The sequence below is a fragment of the Acinetobacter indicus genome, assembly GCF_009914475.1.
GTDB classification, from domain to species: Bacteria; Pseudomonadota; Gammaproteobacteria; order Pseudomonadales; family Moraxellaceae; genus Acinetobacter; species Acinetobacter indicus.
The window spans coordinates 2,101,559-2,115,547 of record NZ_CP045198.1; the positions used below are offsets into that span (position 1 = coordinate 2,101,559).

The following is a 13,989-nucleotide window of genomic DNA, read 5'->3' on the forward strand; positions in this document are numbered from 1 at the left end:
TAAGGGCGAGTTAGCTCTTTTTTAATGACATGGACTTTTTAGCATTTTTTTCTGACGTTGGTGTTCTTTGTTCTTCAATGTATTTTTTCACTACATCCAAACTTGCGCCACCACAGGATACAGCGCAGTAACTAGGCGACCAAAAGTGATTGCCCCATAGTTTTTCCTTAACTTCATCCCAAAATGAACGCCTTAAAACATAAGAACTTTTCCCTTTCAGTTTTCCAACTAGGTTGGAAACTGAGTGCTTTGGATGAACACTTACAAGCAGGTGGATGTGATCATCTTCACCATTAAACTCAATAAGCTCACAATCCATTTGCAAACAGGTTTCTTCCATAATCTCTTTTAGGGAGGAAAGCATGTCTTTTGTTAATACATCTCTTCTGTATTTCGTAACAAATACTAAATGAACAATGTTTTTATAAATGCATGATCTACCTGTTCTCCACTCGTACATCTTATCCTCATACTAGATTTACTTTAACCTTATTTTAAGCTAAAATAACCTCAACACCTAGAGGTTTTTCAATTGCTAACAGGCATCCAATTAAGAGCATACCCAACACAACATCAAAAGCTGATTTTAAGTCAGTGGATGGGTTGTGCTCGTTTCGTTTGGAATGCCAAATGCGATGAGGATAAATACTTTCGAGGATTTGCCCGTAAGTTTGCAACTTTTGATCACTATTATGAAACCCAAGATCAAAAATACGCTCACTTTAAATCAGATGAGATTAGTTCATGGCTTGCAAACTGCCCTAGTACAATACAAAAGAACTCAACCGTTAATTGGTACAACACACTCAAAAAATCTATTAAAGGTTTATGTGGGCGACCAAAACGTAAAAAGAAGACAGATAAAGGTTCGATTCATTTAACCTCTGATTTATTCGAGTTTCGCACGGAAAGAAATAAGCGCAAGCTATATATCGGTGGTAAAAAATTTAATATAGGCTCATTAAGTTTTAAGGCTCATGCTAACTTTAAAGAACCGAAATCCCTTTATATTCGCAAAGAGCGTGGTCAATATTTCGTTTCTTTCTGCTATGAAGATGGTGTTGAGATTCAAGAGTTTGACGGTAAGAAATTCGATGCTAAAAAATACGCCAAAAGACAGTTAGATCATTTGCAGGGCATGGACGAAGAACAACTACAAAAAATAGTGGTTGGTATAGATCGTGGTGTCACCATTCCTGTTCATGCAGGCTATGAAGAATTTGATTTCTCTAAAGAACAAAAGAATCATTTAACAAAAGCAGATCGCTACATTAAGCGACTGCAAAGAAAACTCGCTCGACAAGTAAAAGGCTCAAACCGAAGAGCTAAGACTAGAGATGGATCCGTAAATTTGAACAACTCCTATAAGTGATATTCTGCTCCTCAAATGATGTTATAAACATCAATATATGGAGTATTTTATGGCACGTAGACCAAGAAGAAATCATTCAAATGATTTTAAAGCTAAGGTAGCACTTGCTGCGATTAAAGCAGAAAAAACACTTGCTGAATTGAGTGCTGAGTTTGATGTTCATCAAAACCAAATTATTGACTGGAAAAATCAATTGATCTCAGCTTCCTCGCAAGCTTTCGATCAATCAAAAGCTCCAACAGAACCACCCATCGATCTAAAAAAACTACATGCAAAAATCGGTGAGCAGGCATTAGAAATTGATTTTTTAGAAGGTGTGTTGAAGAAACTGGGCCGCTTCAACCACAAAAGTTAATCGACGACTCACTTCAGATTTCAGTATCTAAGCAAGCTAAGCTGCTGAAAGTCTCCCGTGGTTGTTATTACTATCGCCCAAAACCTGTGAGTGCATCAGATCTGAAGCTGATGCGATGTATTGATGAATTACATATGCAATATAGAGGTGGTCCCACTTGTTTGAACAACTAAAAGCGTATTTATAAGTGATATTCCGCTCTAGTTAAGCCACCTTGTTTTGTTGGGGTAGCTGATCATAGTAAAACTCATTTGGTGTCATTTTGTCTAGACTCGAATGAGGTCGTTTCAAATTATAAAACTCAAAATATGCACTTAATTGCTTTTTCGCATCTGTGACACTGCTATAAGCTTTGAGATACACCTCTTCATATTTAACGCTCCGCCATAATCGTTCAACCATCACATTATCTACCCATCGACCTTTACCATCCATACTGATTTGAATGCCATTTGATTTCAATACATCAATAAATGCATCACTGGTAAACTGGCTGCCTTGGTCTGTATTAAATATTTCAGGTCGACCATATTTTTCAATCGCTTCATTTAAAGCCGAAATACAAAAATCCACCTCCATACTAATCGATACCCTATGCGCAAGTACCTTGCGGCTATGCCAATCAATCACAGCACATAAATAAACAAAGCCTTTTGCCATAGGGATATACGTTATATCCGTAGACCACACTTGATTACTGCGCTGAATAGCCAACCCTTTGAGCAGATATGGATATTTACGGTGAGCTTGATTAGCCTGGCTTAAATTTGGTTTGCAATATAACGCCTGAATACCCATTTTCTTCATTAAAGTACGTGTATGACGTCGTCCTATATGATGTCCTTGACGATTCAACAAATCACGCATCATACGACTGCCTGCAAAAGGATATTGCATATGTAATTCATCAATACATCGCATCAGCTTCAGATCTGATGCACTCACAGGTTTTGGGCGATAGTAATAACAACCACGGGAGACTTTCAGCAGCTTAGCTTGCTTAGATACTGAAATCTGAAGTGAGTCGTCGATTAACTTTTGTGGTTGAAGCGGCCCAGTTTCTTCAACACACCTTCTAAAAAATCAATTTCTAATGCCTGCTCACCGATTTTTGCATGTAGTTTTTTTAGATCGATGGGTGGTTCTGTTGGAGCTTTTGATTGATCGAAAGCTTGCGAGGAAGCTGAGATCAATTGATTTTTCCAGTCAATAATTTGGTTTTGATGAACATCAAACTCAGCACTCAATTCAGCAAGTGTTTTTTCTGCTTTAATCGCAGCAAGTGCTACCTTAGCTTTAAAATCATTTGAATGATTTCTTCTTGGTCTACGTGCCATAAAATACTCCATATATTGATGTTTATAACATCATTTGAGGAGCAGAATATCACTTATAGGAGTTGTTCAAATTTACGGATCCATCTCTATATCCTTTTGCAGGCAGTCGTATGATGCGTGATTTGTTGAATCGTCAAGGACATCATATAGGACGACGTCATACACGTACTTTAATGAAGAAAATGGGTATTCAGGCGTTATATTGCAAACCAAATTTAAGCCAGGCTAATCAAGCTCACCGTAAATATCCATATCTGCTCAAAGGGTTGGCTATTCAGCGCAGTAATCAAGTGTGGTCTACGGATATAACGTATATCCCTATGGCAAAAGGCTTTGTTTATTTATGTGCTGTGATTGATTGGCATAGCCGCAAGGTACTTGCGCATAGGGTATCGATTAGTATGGAGGTGGATTTTTGTATTTCGGCTTTAAATGAAGCGATTGAAAAATATGGTCGACCTGAAATATTTAATACAGACCAAGGCAGCCAGTTTACCAGTGATGCATTTATTGATGTATTGAAATCAAATGGCATTCAAATCAGTATGGATGGTAAAGGTCGATGGGTAGATAATGTGATGGTTGAACGATTATGGCGGAGCGTTAAATATGAAGAGGTGTATCTCAAAGCTTATAGCAGTGTCACAGATGCGAAAAAGCAATTAAGTGCATATTTTGAGTTTTATAATTTGAAACGACCTCATTCGAGTCTAGACAAAATGACACCAAATGAGTTTTACTATGATCAGCTACCCCAACAAAACAAGGTGGCTTAACTAGAGCGGAATATCACTTATAAATACGCTTTTAGTTGTTCAAACAAGTGGGACCACCTCTACTAAACATCGAATTGCGGTGCATCACTCTAAGAAAGCCAATATTCGCAAGGACTTTGCTCATAAGACAAGTCATAGCCTAGTTAATGGTTTAGCTAAGGTATTTATCTTTGAAAAATTAAATACCAAGAGCATGACTAAAAAGCCTTTACCAAAGATCGATGAATCAGGTCGATTTATTCCTAATAAGGCTAAAGCCAAAGCAGGCTTAAACAAATCTATCCTGAACGTGGGTTGGCATAGAATTGCATCATTCCTAGCTTACAAAGCAGTTAAGCTAGGTAAAGCGGTATTTACCATCAATGCTTCTTATACAAGTCAAGAGTGCGCTTTATGCGGTCACACTCACCCCGACAATCGCAAAAGCCAAGACAAGTTTAAATGCGTGAGTTGTGGACACATTGACAATGCAGATCACAATGCATCAGTTGTTATTAAGAACAGGGCGATTAATTTAATTTTAGACAGTGGAACGCTGTTGGATGACAATCATTTGTCATCTAGTGGGCGCAGAGGTGTTCGTAAGACGACTAAGGGTGTTAAAGCCCTTTTTCGCAGTACCAATGAAGCGTCAAAAGAGATGTGTGCAACTTAGGTTGCACTACGGAAACTCGGTTGCTTTAGCTCCGAGTAGTTCATGCTGCTGCACCCGTACTATCCGGCAATTGTTCGCTGGTAGCGGGTAATGGTTGATCTGAAAATACTGCCCCGTGCTGACTGAACGCACCTTGACCCACTCGCCGCGCAGCACTATACGCTGCCCGGCTTTAACACGGCGCAGGCGCTGAGCAATCTGTTCGCTGGCAGCAATGGCGCTGATATTGAGCGTGTTGGCAATCACCTGTTGTGCTGCAAGCGGGCTAGTGGACGCCACCTGAAACTGATAGCAGCGCTGGGTCTGTTCAAAATCGACCGTTTGGGCCTGCTCTGATGAACTAAACACGTCTTTGGCCAGCAGCAGATCAATATTGCTGACATAGGCCAGATCATTAAAATGTCCCACCACCGGCGCAGCCGGATGAATCACCCGCCGGTCCGGACTGTAGTAGCGTTTTGCCACGACCTGATACTGCCCGGAAAAATGTCCTTCAGTTTCCAGCGCAAAGTTCTTTAACACCCCTGACTGCTGTAAATGTGGGATGGCACGAAAATATTCCGACCACAGCCAGATCATCAGGGCCAGTCCCGCCAGGCTGAGCAGTATTTTATTCACAAGAAAGTTCGGTCATCAAAAAATTAATCCTCGAAATCAATTCGGATGGTTTCAAAGCGCAGTCGTCCCTGCTGAATGGCTTCGGCAATGGCCTGCTGGCCTTTGGTCAGGCGCGCGCCGCCACTTTTAATATCAATTAACACCACCTGAATATCCTCAGCCCGGCCATCGCCATCCCGAAAGTCGGTATAGCCATCAAACACAATATAATCGACCGGATCGCCCAGAAATTTGGCATCGCTGGGCAAGTATTCAAATTGCGGCATAATTGGTGCCATCTGCTCGGCCATTTTCCCTTTGAGCACCGCGCGGCTGGTATTGACGCTGCGCTTTTGGGCCTGCGCCAGTGCCTGCTGATGTTCCAGCTCCAGCTCGGCAATATACTGTTCATATTCGGCCTTAATCCGGCCATTGCGGCTATGACTTAAAATGATGGTGGTCAGCACCACTCCTATTGCAGCGCCTATAAGCATTGCCATCCATATCGACATGGGGTTTTCCTGATTTTTTAAAATTTGCAAGCAGCGCTACGACTTTTGTCAACGGTCATCTCCAGCACATCAAACAATGATATGCTAGGGATGAGCAGAATAAAATCTTTAGTAGGGTCATGAAAACAATCTTAGTCGCCAATCAAAAAGGTGGATGTGGAAAAACCATTACCGCCATCAGTTTAGCTTCCGCCTTAGCCCAAAAAGGATATAAAGTCGCCCTGGCCGATGCCGATAACCAGAAATCTGCACGACAATGGTTAAAACAGCGTCCAGAAAGCGCCGCTCCCATTCAGAGTCTGGACTGGCGTCATGAAAAATCGGTCGGTGATGCGCCTAAAAATATCGAATACCTGATTATTGATGCGCCGGGGGCATTATCTGGTGATCAGGCCGAGCAGCTGATTAGTGAAGCACATGCGATTATTACCCCGCTGCAGCCCTCCTTCTTCGATATTGATTCGACCCGTCGCTTTTTAAAGCATTTGCAGGAAATTAAACGGATTCGTAAAGGCAAGGTTCAGATTTTACTGCTGGCCAACCGGGTCAAGGCCAACAGTGCCAGCTCCAAAGAAATTCGTGATTTCTTTGAAAAAATTGAACAGGAACCGGTGGCCTGGATTTCTGAACGTGCTGCCTATGGTCAACTGGCGATGCAGGGCTTAAGCGTATTTGATAAAACCCAGAAAAATTACCTGACCATTCAAAATCAGTGGCAACCTGTCCTGAATGCGATTATTGATGATCCGGCCCAATGGTTCTAAGCGCCTAAGCGATTAAACGGCTTTTGCCTTTCCACTCCCGCTTCAATATTTAACAGAACTTACGCAGCGTTCATTTGCGAGCGCTGGGTTTTCAGTTAATATGCTTCAAGACCTTAGGAATGAGCCAGTGAACTCAGTGCAACAATACGCGCCCACTTTACAAAAAGTCTTGCTATTTGGACTATTTTTTGTCCTGATTTTTTTGAGCTTTCATGTCCTCAAATACTTTATTGTTCCTGTAGTTTGGGCCACTATTATTGCCTATATGACTTGGCCGCTGTATCAGTCGGTACAGCGTATGTGCGGTCCACGGCCGACCTTAAGTGCCACAATTATGATGATTCTGGTGACACTGGTAGTCGGTATTCCGTTGACCTTTGCGATTTTTATCTTGCAGCACGAAGGTCGTAACCTGTATTACGAATTACAGAAACAGGTCTTTTCCGGACATTTGAATGTGCCGGATTTTATCCGCGATCTGCCCTTTGTCGGTAAAGAAATTAGCCGTTCCTTACGTGAAATTAATGAAGATCCGAACAGCATCATTAATTCGATTTCAGTCTGGATTCAGGGCCATCTGAATTATGGCCGTTTCCTGCTCAGTGAAATTAGCCGCAATTTAATTAAACTCGGCTTTGCCATGCTGTCGCTGTTCTTCTTCTATCGTGATGGCCAGACCATTTTAAATCAGGTCAGTAAAGCGCTGGAAATGGTGATCGGACCACGTGTACACCATTATTTAGATACCATTTCTGAAACCACCCGTGCGGTGGTTTACGGGGTTGGCTTGACTGCAATTGCCCAGGCACTTTTGGCCGGGGTCAGCTACTTTGTGGCCGGGGTGCCGAACCCGATGGTGTTGACCATTGTCACTTTCCTGTTTGCCCTGATTCCGTTTGGCCCACCGCTGGCCTATGGCTCGGTGGCGCTATGGCTGTTCTCTCAAGGACAAACCATTGAAGCAATTGGCGTAATGGCCTGGGGCGTGTGTGTGGTCAGTACCGCAGATAACGTGATTCGTCCGCTGGTGATTTCCGGCGCCACCCAGATTCCATTCCTGCTGATCATGTTCGGGGTTCTGGGCGGTATTGCCAGCTTTGGTCTGATTGGCCTGTTTATTGGTCCGGTGATTCTGGCAGTCTTGCTGGCAATCTGGCGTGAATGGCTGCATGAAACCAATGAAGCCGAGGCCATGATGATGCCAAAAACCACCATGGCCTATGACCTGCCCGATGATCAGGGACCGGCTGCACCAAAAGGCTAAATTTCATTAAGAAACTTATACACGCCTGTACGCAAACTGCATTGTGTTGCCTCCTGAGCCTTGTTTGAATGAAGCCACATATTCGAATAAGACAGGATGCAAACCATGACCCCACTTTTTAAACTTGGTGCTTTATGTGCGTTTACCGCGCTGGTCGGAGTCGGCTGTACCACCACACCCGATACCGTGATTGGCGCCAGTAAAAACGTTGCCGTTAATGCGGTCTCTGCCCAAGGCATTGGCGCCCAGCTCGGTGAAGTCCAACTGACCGATAGTGCTGCAGGTCTGGTTATCCGTACCAATCTGACCCAGTTACCACCGGGTCCACATGGTTTCCATATTCATGAAAACGGCTCCTGCGCCCCAGCAGAAAAAGACGGTAAAATGCAGGCTGCACTGGCCGCAGGTGGCCACTTTAACCCGAATCAGGCACCCAACCATGGCAATCCATTAAGCGGCCATCTTGGTGATTTACCGGTCCTGAATGTGGCAGCCGATGGCACGGCACGTGTCACCCTACTGGCGCCGCGTCTGAAATTACAGGATGTACAAGGTCTGGCGCTCATGATTCATGCCGGTGGCGATAACTATGCCGATACGCCAAAACCGTTAGGCGGTGGTGGTGACCGGATTGCCTGTGGCGTGATCTAAACCTTGATGCGGATAAATCCCGACTTATCCACAGTTTTCTGATTTTTAAGGCACTTATCCATAGCGATGAGTGCCTTTTTCTATGCCTAGATTAAATAGCAATCTGAGGCTACAAGATTAATTATCAGGCTTTTATTTCAACATCAACAGCTTAGCAAAAACCAAGTCCTACAGTCCGATTTATATTAAAAAACAAAAACTTAAAACCGGGCCGTGCACTAAAAAGCATGGCCCTCTGCGCCAATATTCGCTACACTGCAACTAGATCTATGGAGAAATTGCAGAGTATGAACATCCAAAGCTTGCGCGTGGTGGGTTTTTTAGAAGGTTTATCTTTTCTGGCCTTGCTGTTTATTGCCATGCCACTGAAATATATATGGGGTAACCCAATTCTGGTGAAATACGTCGGCATGGGCCACGGTGTGCTGTTTATTGCCTTTCTGGTGGTGCTGTTCGTGGTCTGTGAAAAACAGAAATGGTCAATTCAGGTGTTTTTAATGGGCGTGATTGCTTCAATTTTACCGTTTGGCCCGTTTATTTTTGATGCCAAACTGAAGAAAATGGCACAGCCGCAGGTCGAAGTGTAACTCCAGACTCATCGATCAATCAGGCATTCACCAGATTACTATCTGCTGGATGCCTTTGTTTTTTGGCCTTTTAACCACATTATCCTATTGATAAATGCCAGATGATCAGCCCGCTTAAAACTGACCGCTTTCGGCACGTTCACGCATAATCTGTTTCAGACTCAGCCGCGGATAAGCAAACCACAAGGCAATTAGGGCAAAACAGCACAGGCTATAAGTCCACAGTTCAAAATGACTGTAGAGCATGCGCACCAGTTCAATCACCACAAAAAAGCTCAGCATCATTAGCACAGAAGCAGTTGCGGCCACCGTCCCTTTCGACACTTCGGACGACATCAGGGCAAAACGGTAAATAATTGAAAAACTGATACCCTCGCCAAAGCTGATTAAAGTCATACCCAGAATCAGACACCAGATCAAATAATCCGGTATGAGCAGACCAAGAATTAACAGCAAGGTGCCGACCAACATGAGTGGCAAGCCCATCAGCACAGTCTGTCCCAAAGCAAAACGGTCAATGATTTTCAACAATAATAGATTCCCGGCAATCAGCCCGCCCAAGACCGGAAATTGGGCCAGACCATATTGCAGACTGCTCAGACCGAGCTGTTCCACCAGCATCACCGGCGACAAGGCAATCCATAACATCAGCGGCATGCTTAAGAGCGGCAAGGCAAAGGTCATGGTCAGAAAACGGCGGTTTTTCAGTACCTGTTTAAAATCATCCCAGATATAGCCAATCGGCTGTTTTGGAATACTGAGCTGCTGCTCCGGCATTTTGGCTTTCAGTCCGAGCCAGCTTACAGCCGCCAAGGCCGCAATCCCGATAAAGCCCCAATGCCAGGACACATGCTCGATCATAAACGCACCCAACACTGGCCCCAGTAGCGGCGCCAGCAGCGATACATTGGCCATGAGTGCCATGACTTTAATTGCATCGCGTTCGGCAAAACTTTCCTGAATGGCGGCATAGCCCACCGCAGTTATTACCGACAGGCCAAAGCCCTGCAAAAAGCGCAGCAATAAAAAGCTTTCGATGTTCTGGGTCAATAAAATCAGCAGGCAGGTCACCACAAAAAACAGTACCCCACCCAGCAGGACTTTTTTACGGCCTAAACGGTCCGATAAAGGGCCTAAAATGGCCGCGACACAGGCACCGCCGAGCAGATAAAACGACATCGAAGAGGCTGCCCAGGAACTGCTGACGCCAAAATCCTGGGTAATGGCGAGCATGGCCGGCTGTACCAGATCATTGCCGATATAGACAGAAAATTCGAACAGCACCAAAGCCAGCGGAAACATTAAGGTGGCGCGGGAGAGCGTTGTAGTTGGAGTGGTTTGCATAGCGCTCAAAAGCCTGCCAGATCAGCAGGCTGCAATCATAACAATGGGCGCAGTGTAGCAGAGTTTATTTTTAAAATCTGTGACTTTTCTGATGGGGAAATGCTGAACTTCCGGCAGCAACACTTAGCTAAAGCAGCTGAACGAAACCAGTATAAATCCCCGGTTTTAAAAACAGAAAAGCGTAGGGTTTAGCTACGCTTTTCAATCAAAATCATTAAAAGATTCAAGCGGATTAAGGACATACAGCCTTCTGGAAAGTCTTGGTATTTTTGCCGCGCAGACATTGATAGCTCTTTTCAGTTTTCACTTTTTCCCAGTCGCCATTGACCAGTTTAAAACTGTAAATGGTACGAATCGAGCGTACCGAATCATCCATTAAACCGGTTTCAGTCACTTTAACCTGGGCCGCAGTCGGTGACTCGACATTATTAAAGAATTGACGCAGCTCGACTGTCGCCAGCTGTTTACGTAAATCTGGACGCTCTTTTAACACCTGTGCCAACGGTGTTTCGGCAGATGGTGTCACTTTAGACACAATATTCTGGGTGGTGGCACATCCTGTAACAGCAATTGCCAGTCCTGCCATTGCAGCGAAACGAAACATAACTCTATCCAAACTGATTCAACACTGTAAAAATGATGCCGGCTTTTTGCGCTTAACACTATGCACAGAATGTAATTTGAGCGAGAGTGCACATGATAAGTGCCATAAAAAAAGCGCATCCGGAGATGCGCTTTTTCGTTCTATTGGCCTGATTACAGGTCGAATAATTTACCCGGGTTCATAATCCCATTCGGGTCAAAGACCTGTTTCAAGGCTTTCATATATTCGATTTCTTCAGCAGAACGCGAGTATTCCAGATATGGCTTTTTGGTCATGCCAACACCGTGCTCTGCAGAAATTGAACCGTCATATTTTTTCACAGTATCAAACACATACTTGTTCACCACCTGACATTTGGCAAAGAATTCATCTTTGCTTAAATCGGCAGGTTTCAGGATGTTCAGGTGCAGGTTACCATCCCCAATATGACCGAACCAGCAGATTTCAAAGTCTGGATAGTTCTCGGCCACAATCGCATCAATTTCTTTAATAAATGCCGGCACGTGGGTAATCAGCACTGAAATATCGTTTTTGTATGGAATAAACGGCGCAATCGATTCCGAAATATCTTCACGTAAACGCCATAAGCTTTCGACCTGATCCAGGCTTTGGCTGAGTACGCCGTCCAGCACCCAGCCCTGTTCCATACAGTGCTCAAAAATTTCCATTGCCTTGTCCATAATCGGTTCAAATGGCGCTTCAAATTCAAGCAATACATAGAATGGACATTCGGTTTCAAACGGACGCTGTACATGACCATTGGTCAGTACTTTCTGCATTGCCAGTTCACCAAAGAACTCAAATGCAGTTAAATCAATTTTGGCCTGGAAAGCGTGCAGCACAGGCATCACTGCATCAAAATCCGGTACACCCAGCACCATCACTTGCAGGTCTTGCGGTTGACGTTCCAGCTTGATTTCCGCTTCAGTGACGAGGCCTAAAGTCCCTTCACCACCAATGAATAAGTGTTGCAGTGCATAACCGGTGGCGTTTTTGATCATGCCTTTGTTTAAACGCAGCACATCCCCTTTACCGGTCACCACGGTTAAGCCCAGCACCCAGTTACGGGTCATGCCGTATTTAATGACTTTAATACCACCAGCGTTAGTACCAATGTTACCGCCAATTTGTGATGAACCGGCAGAGGCGAAATCGACCGGATAATACATCCCTTGCTCTTCGGCATAGTTTTGCAGCTGTTCAGTCACCACACCAGCCTGTACCCGTACCATGCGGTCTGCCGGGAAGAATTCCAGAATCTGGTTCATCTTGTCCATGCTGACCACGATTTCACCGTTGGCCGCTACCGCACCCGCAGAAAGACCGGTACGACCGCCCGATGGCGTGACTGCCACATTGAACTGATTGGCAAGTTTCACAATCGCTTGCACCTGCTCAGTGCTCGATGGAAAAACGATGACGGATGGGTTTGGATCAAAGTGCTTGGTATGATCTCGACCCCAATTCTGGAGGCTGTCCGCATCAGTTTTAATACGGTTTTCACCTACAATTGCAGTCAATTGGGTCAATAACTCTGGGGTTAAAGCGACTGGAGCATTCATCGTTTGCAGACCTGGCAAGAATTAAACAAGAAGAGATTTATCCAGACTGGTGCTGTACATTTTAAAGTCATGCCAAAGCACAGTAAAAGATAAAAAACGGGCAAGAAACCAACAGCCTGAGGCCGGTTTTTGCCGTCTGGGGCTATTATAAGCGATTTTTCTGTAAAACCTGAGAAAAACCATCATTTTGATAATATAGCTTTGAAAATACAGAGTTAATTCAACCAAAAATGAATCCTGCGTTTATATTTTCTACAGAAATAGCAGACCGATCAGCCATAAATGGAATGTATCTCCTGCCCGCTCCTATGATATGATACTGCCACTAAATTTGGCCTTTGTAGCGGAGCCGTAATGAGCCAACATCTTTCACTACCTAAAGATAAAATTCGTTTCCTGTTGTTAGAGGGCGTTCACCAAAATGCCATCGACACGTTAAATGCTGCCGGATATACCAACATCGACTACCGTAAAACTGCGCTTGAGGGTGAAGCGCTGAAAGAAGCGGTCAAAGATGCACACTTCATTGGTATTCGTTCACGTACGCAATTAACTGAAGAAATCTTTGAAGCTGCGAACAAGCTGATCGCGGTTGGCTGTTTCTGTATCGGAACCAACCAAGTCGATTTAAATGCAGCCATGGTACGTGGTATTCCAGTATTTAACGCACCATATTCAAATACCCGTTCTGTTGCGGAACTGGTCCTTGCTGAACTGATTCTGCTGCTTCGTGGCGTACCAGCCAAATCGGCATCATGTCACCGCGGTGGCTGGGAAAAATCTGCAGCGGGTTCTTTTGAAACACGCGGTAAGACTTTAGGTATTGTGGGTTACGGTTCAATTGGTTCGCAACTGTCTGTGCTTGCTGAAAGCCTGGGTATGCATGTGATCTATTATGATGCAGTGACCAAACTGCCAATGGGTAATGCACGCCAGGTCGGTTCTTTGGCTGAATTGCTGGCCAATGCAGACGTGGTATCGCTACACGTGCCAGACGTTCCATCGACCCGTAACTTTATGGGCAAAGAACAGTTTGCACAAATGAAAGAAGGCGCGATCTTCCTGAATGCGGCACGTGGTACCTGTGTCATTATTGAAGATCTGGCAGATGCAATTAAATCAGGTCATCTGGCTGGTGCTGCGGTTGACGTATTCCCGAAAGAGCCGAAAGCCAATGGTGAAGAGTTCGTTTCTCCACTACGTGGTCTGGACAATGTGATCCTGACCCCACACGTGGGCGGTTCAACCATGGAAGCGCAAGCCAACATTGGTCTGGAAGTGGCTGAGAAATTTGTGGCTTACTCTGACAAGGGTATGACCCTGTCTGCAGTGAACTTCCCTGAAATTGCCTTACCATTGACTGAAGGTAAACACCGTTTACTGCACATTCATAAAAACATTCCAGGCGTATTGTCTAAAATCAACAACCTGTTTGCTGAGCAAGGCATCAACATTTCGGGTCAATCTTTAATGACCAAAGGTGATGTCGGTTATCTGGTGATGGATGTGGATGCAACTGCATCACAAGAAGCACTGGATATGCTGCATGATGTTGAAGGCACTATCCGTGTACGTGTTCTGTTCTAATTTCAATTAGACAGTAACACCC

Annotated in this window: 14 protein-coding genes and 2 pseudogenes; 9 read left to right on the forward strand and 7 right to left on the reverse strand. The window is 44.4% G+C overall.

What is annotated here, in order from left to right:
- Nucleotides 1–10: 10 nt before the first annotated feature.
- Complete coding sequence (gene tnpA / locus GA693_RS10425; protein ID WP_023274418.1) at nucleotides 11–460, reverse strand: IS200/IS605 family transposase; 450 nt, start codon at nucleotides 458–460, stop codon at nucleotides 11–13.
- Nucleotides 461–532: 72 nt separating this feature from the next.
- Between tnpA and GA693_RS10430 the strand changes: the two genes are divergently transcribed.
- The gene (locus GA693_RS10430; RefSeq protein ID WP_228718977.1) at nucleotides 533–1,372 is read left to right on the forward strand and encodes a helix-turn-helix domain-containing protein; all 840 of its coding nucleotides are present in this window, start codon (nucleotides 533–535) and stop codon (nucleotides 1,370–1,372) included.
- A gap of 37 nt (nucleotides 1,373–1,409) precedes the next feature.
- Nucleotides 1,410–1,870, forward strand: a pseudogene (locus tag GA693_RS10435) (IS3-like element ISAba14 family transposase); the annotation flags it as partial.
- A 61-nt stretch (nucleotides 1,871–1,931) separates the two neighbouring features.
- Here the strand turns inward: GA693_RS10435 and GA693_RS10440 are convergent.
- Nucleotides 1,932–3,064 (reverse strand): IS3-like element ISAba14 family transposase gene (locus GA693_RS10440; protein ID WP_223155595.1). Its coding sequence is split into 2 segments (ribosomal slippage): nucleotides 1,932–2,812 and nucleotides 2,812–3,064, totalling 1,134 coding nucleotides; the frame shifts between segments, so codons are not numbered across the junction.
- 89 nt (nucleotides 3,065–3,153) lie between these two features.
- On the opposite strand from GA693_RS10440, the pseudogene GA693_RS10445 reads away from it, so the two are divergent.
- A pseudogene (locus GA693_RS10445) lies at nucleotides 3,154–3,840 on the forward strand (IS3-like element ISAba14 family transposase); the annotation flags it as partial.
- Nucleotides 3,841–3,919: 79 nt separating this feature from the next.
- A complete protein-coding gene (locus GA693_RS10450) occupies nucleotides 3,920–4,495 on the forward strand; it encodes an RNA-guided endonuclease InsQ/TnpB family protein (RefSeq protein ID WP_267313203.1) in 576 nt (191 codons plus the stop codon).
- Between the two features lie 6 nt (nucleotides 4,496–4,501).
- Here GA693_RS10450 and GA693_RS10455 read toward each other — a convergent pair whose 3' ends face one another.
- Both GA693_RS10455 and GA693_RS10460 read right to left on the reverse strand, forming a co-directional pair.
- Nucleotides 4,502–5,113, reverse strand: a complete 612-nt coding sequence (locus tag GA693_RS10455) for a hypothetical protein (RefSeq protein WP_228718913.1) — start codon at nucleotides 5,111–5,113, stop codon at nucleotides 4,502–4,504.
- A gap of 23 nt (nucleotides 5,114–5,136) precedes the next feature.
- Nucleotides 5,137–5,604, reverse strand: coding sequence for a Holliday junction resolvase-like protein (locus tag GA693_RS10460; protein ID WP_005180383.1), 468 nt, complete (start codon nucleotides 5,602–5,604; stop codon nucleotides 5,137–5,139).
- A 119-nt stretch (nucleotides 5,605–5,723) separates the two neighbouring features.
- On the opposite strand from GA693_RS10460, the gene GA693_RS10465 reads away from it, so the two are divergent.
- From GA693_RS10465 to GA693_RS10480, 4 genes are all read left to right on the forward strand, one after another.
- The gene (locus GA693_RS10465; protein ID WP_005180385.1) at nucleotides 5,724–6,368 is read left to right on the forward strand and encodes a ParA family protein; all 645 of its coding nucleotides are present in this window, start codon (nucleotides 5,724–5,726) and stop codon (nucleotides 6,366–6,368) included.
- Nucleotides 6,369–6,504: 136 nt separating this feature from the next.
- Nucleotides 6,505–7,632, forward strand: coding sequence for an AI-2E family transporter (locus tag GA693_RS10470; RefSeq protein ID WP_162182848.1), 1,128 nt, complete (start codon nucleotides 6,505–6,507; stop codon nucleotides 7,630–7,632).
- A gap of 105 nt (nucleotides 7,633–7,737) precedes the next feature.
- A complete protein-coding gene (sodC, locus tag GA693_RS10475) occupies nucleotides 7,738–8,283 on the forward strand; it encodes a superoxide dismutase family protein (RefSeq protein ID WP_075168261.1) in 546 nt (181 codons plus the stop codon).
- A 287-nt stretch (nucleotides 8,284–8,570) separates the two neighbouring features.
- The gene (locus tag GA693_RS10480; protein WP_045795347.1) at nucleotides 8,571–8,870 is read left to right on the forward strand and encodes a DUF3817 domain-containing protein; all 300 of its coding nucleotides are present in this window, start codon (nucleotides 8,571–8,573) and stop codon (nucleotides 8,868–8,870) included.
- A 114-nt stretch (nucleotides 8,871–8,984) separates the two neighbouring features.
- Here the strand turns inward: GA693_RS10480 and craA are convergent, their stop codons facing one another.
- The 3 genes from craA to GA693_RS10495 form a co-directional block, all read right to left on the reverse strand.
- On the reverse strand, nucleotides 8,985–10,214 hold the full coding sequence (gene craA, locus GA693_RS10485) for a chloramphenicol efflux MFS transporter CraA (protein WP_160240925.1): 1,230 nt from the start codon (nucleotides 10,212–10,214) through the stop codon (nucleotides 8,985–8,987).
- Between the two features lie 232 nt (nucleotides 10,215–10,446).
- Nucleotides 10,447–10,818, reverse strand: coding sequence for a hypothetical protein (locus GA693_RS10490; protein ID WP_016658494.1), 372 nt, complete (start codon nucleotides 10,816–10,818; stop codon nucleotides 10,447–10,449).
- Between the two features lie 152 nt (nucleotides 10,819–10,970).
- The gene (locus GA693_RS10495) at nucleotides 10,971–12,380 is read right to left on the reverse strand and encodes an FAD-binding oxidoreductase (RefSeq protein WP_160240924.1); all 1,410 of its coding nucleotides are present in this window, start codon (nucleotides 12,378–12,380) and stop codon (nucleotides 10,971–10,973) included.
- Nucleotides 12,381–12,734: 354 nt separating this feature from the next.
- On the opposite strand from GA693_RS10495, the gene serA reads away from it, so the two are divergent.
- Entirely contained in the window at nucleotides 12,735–13,967 is a 1,233-nt protein-coding gene (gene serA, locus GA693_RS10500) for a phosphoglycerate dehydrogenase (protein ID WP_005180397.1), read from the forward strand.
- Nucleotides 13,968–13,989: the final 22 nt, after the last annotated feature.

Bases quoted from the DNA above. Each gene is read 5' to 3' on its own strand.
- GA693_RS10495 (WP_160240924.1), bottom strand. From the start codon at position 12,380: ATGAATGCTCCAGTCGCTTTAACCCCAGAGTTATTGACCCAATTGACT.
- GA693_RS10480 (WP_045795347.1), top strand. From the start codon at position 8,571: ATGAACATCCAAAGCTTGCGCGTGGTGGGTTTTTTAGAAGGTTTATCT.
- sodC (WP_075168261.1), top strand. From the start codon at position 7,738: ATGACCCCACTTTTTAAACTTGGTGCTTTATGTGCGTTTACCGCGCTG.
- GA693_RS10460 (WP_005180383.1), bottom strand. From the start codon at position 5,604: ATGTCGATATGGATGGCAATGCTTATAGGCGCTGCAATAGGAGTGGTG.
- GA693_RS10490 (WP_016658494.1), bottom strand. From the start codon at position 10,818: ATGTTTCGTTTCGCTGCAATGGCAGGACTGGCAATTGCTGTTACAGGA.
- GA693_RS10465 (WP_005180385.1), top strand. From the start codon at position 5,724: ATGAAAACAATCTTAGTCGCCAATCAAAAAGGTGGATGTGGAAAAACC.
- craA (WP_160240925.1), bottom strand. From the start codon at position 10,214: ATGCAAACCACTCCAACTACAACGCTCTCCCGCGCCACCTTAATGTTT.
- tnpA (WP_023274418.1), bottom strand. From the start codon at position 460: ATGTACGAGTGGAGAACAGGTAGATCATGCATTTATAAAAACATTGTT.
- serA (WP_005180397.1), top strand. From the start codon at position 12,735: ATGAGCCAACATCTTTCACTACCTAAAGATAAAATTCGTTTCCTGTTG.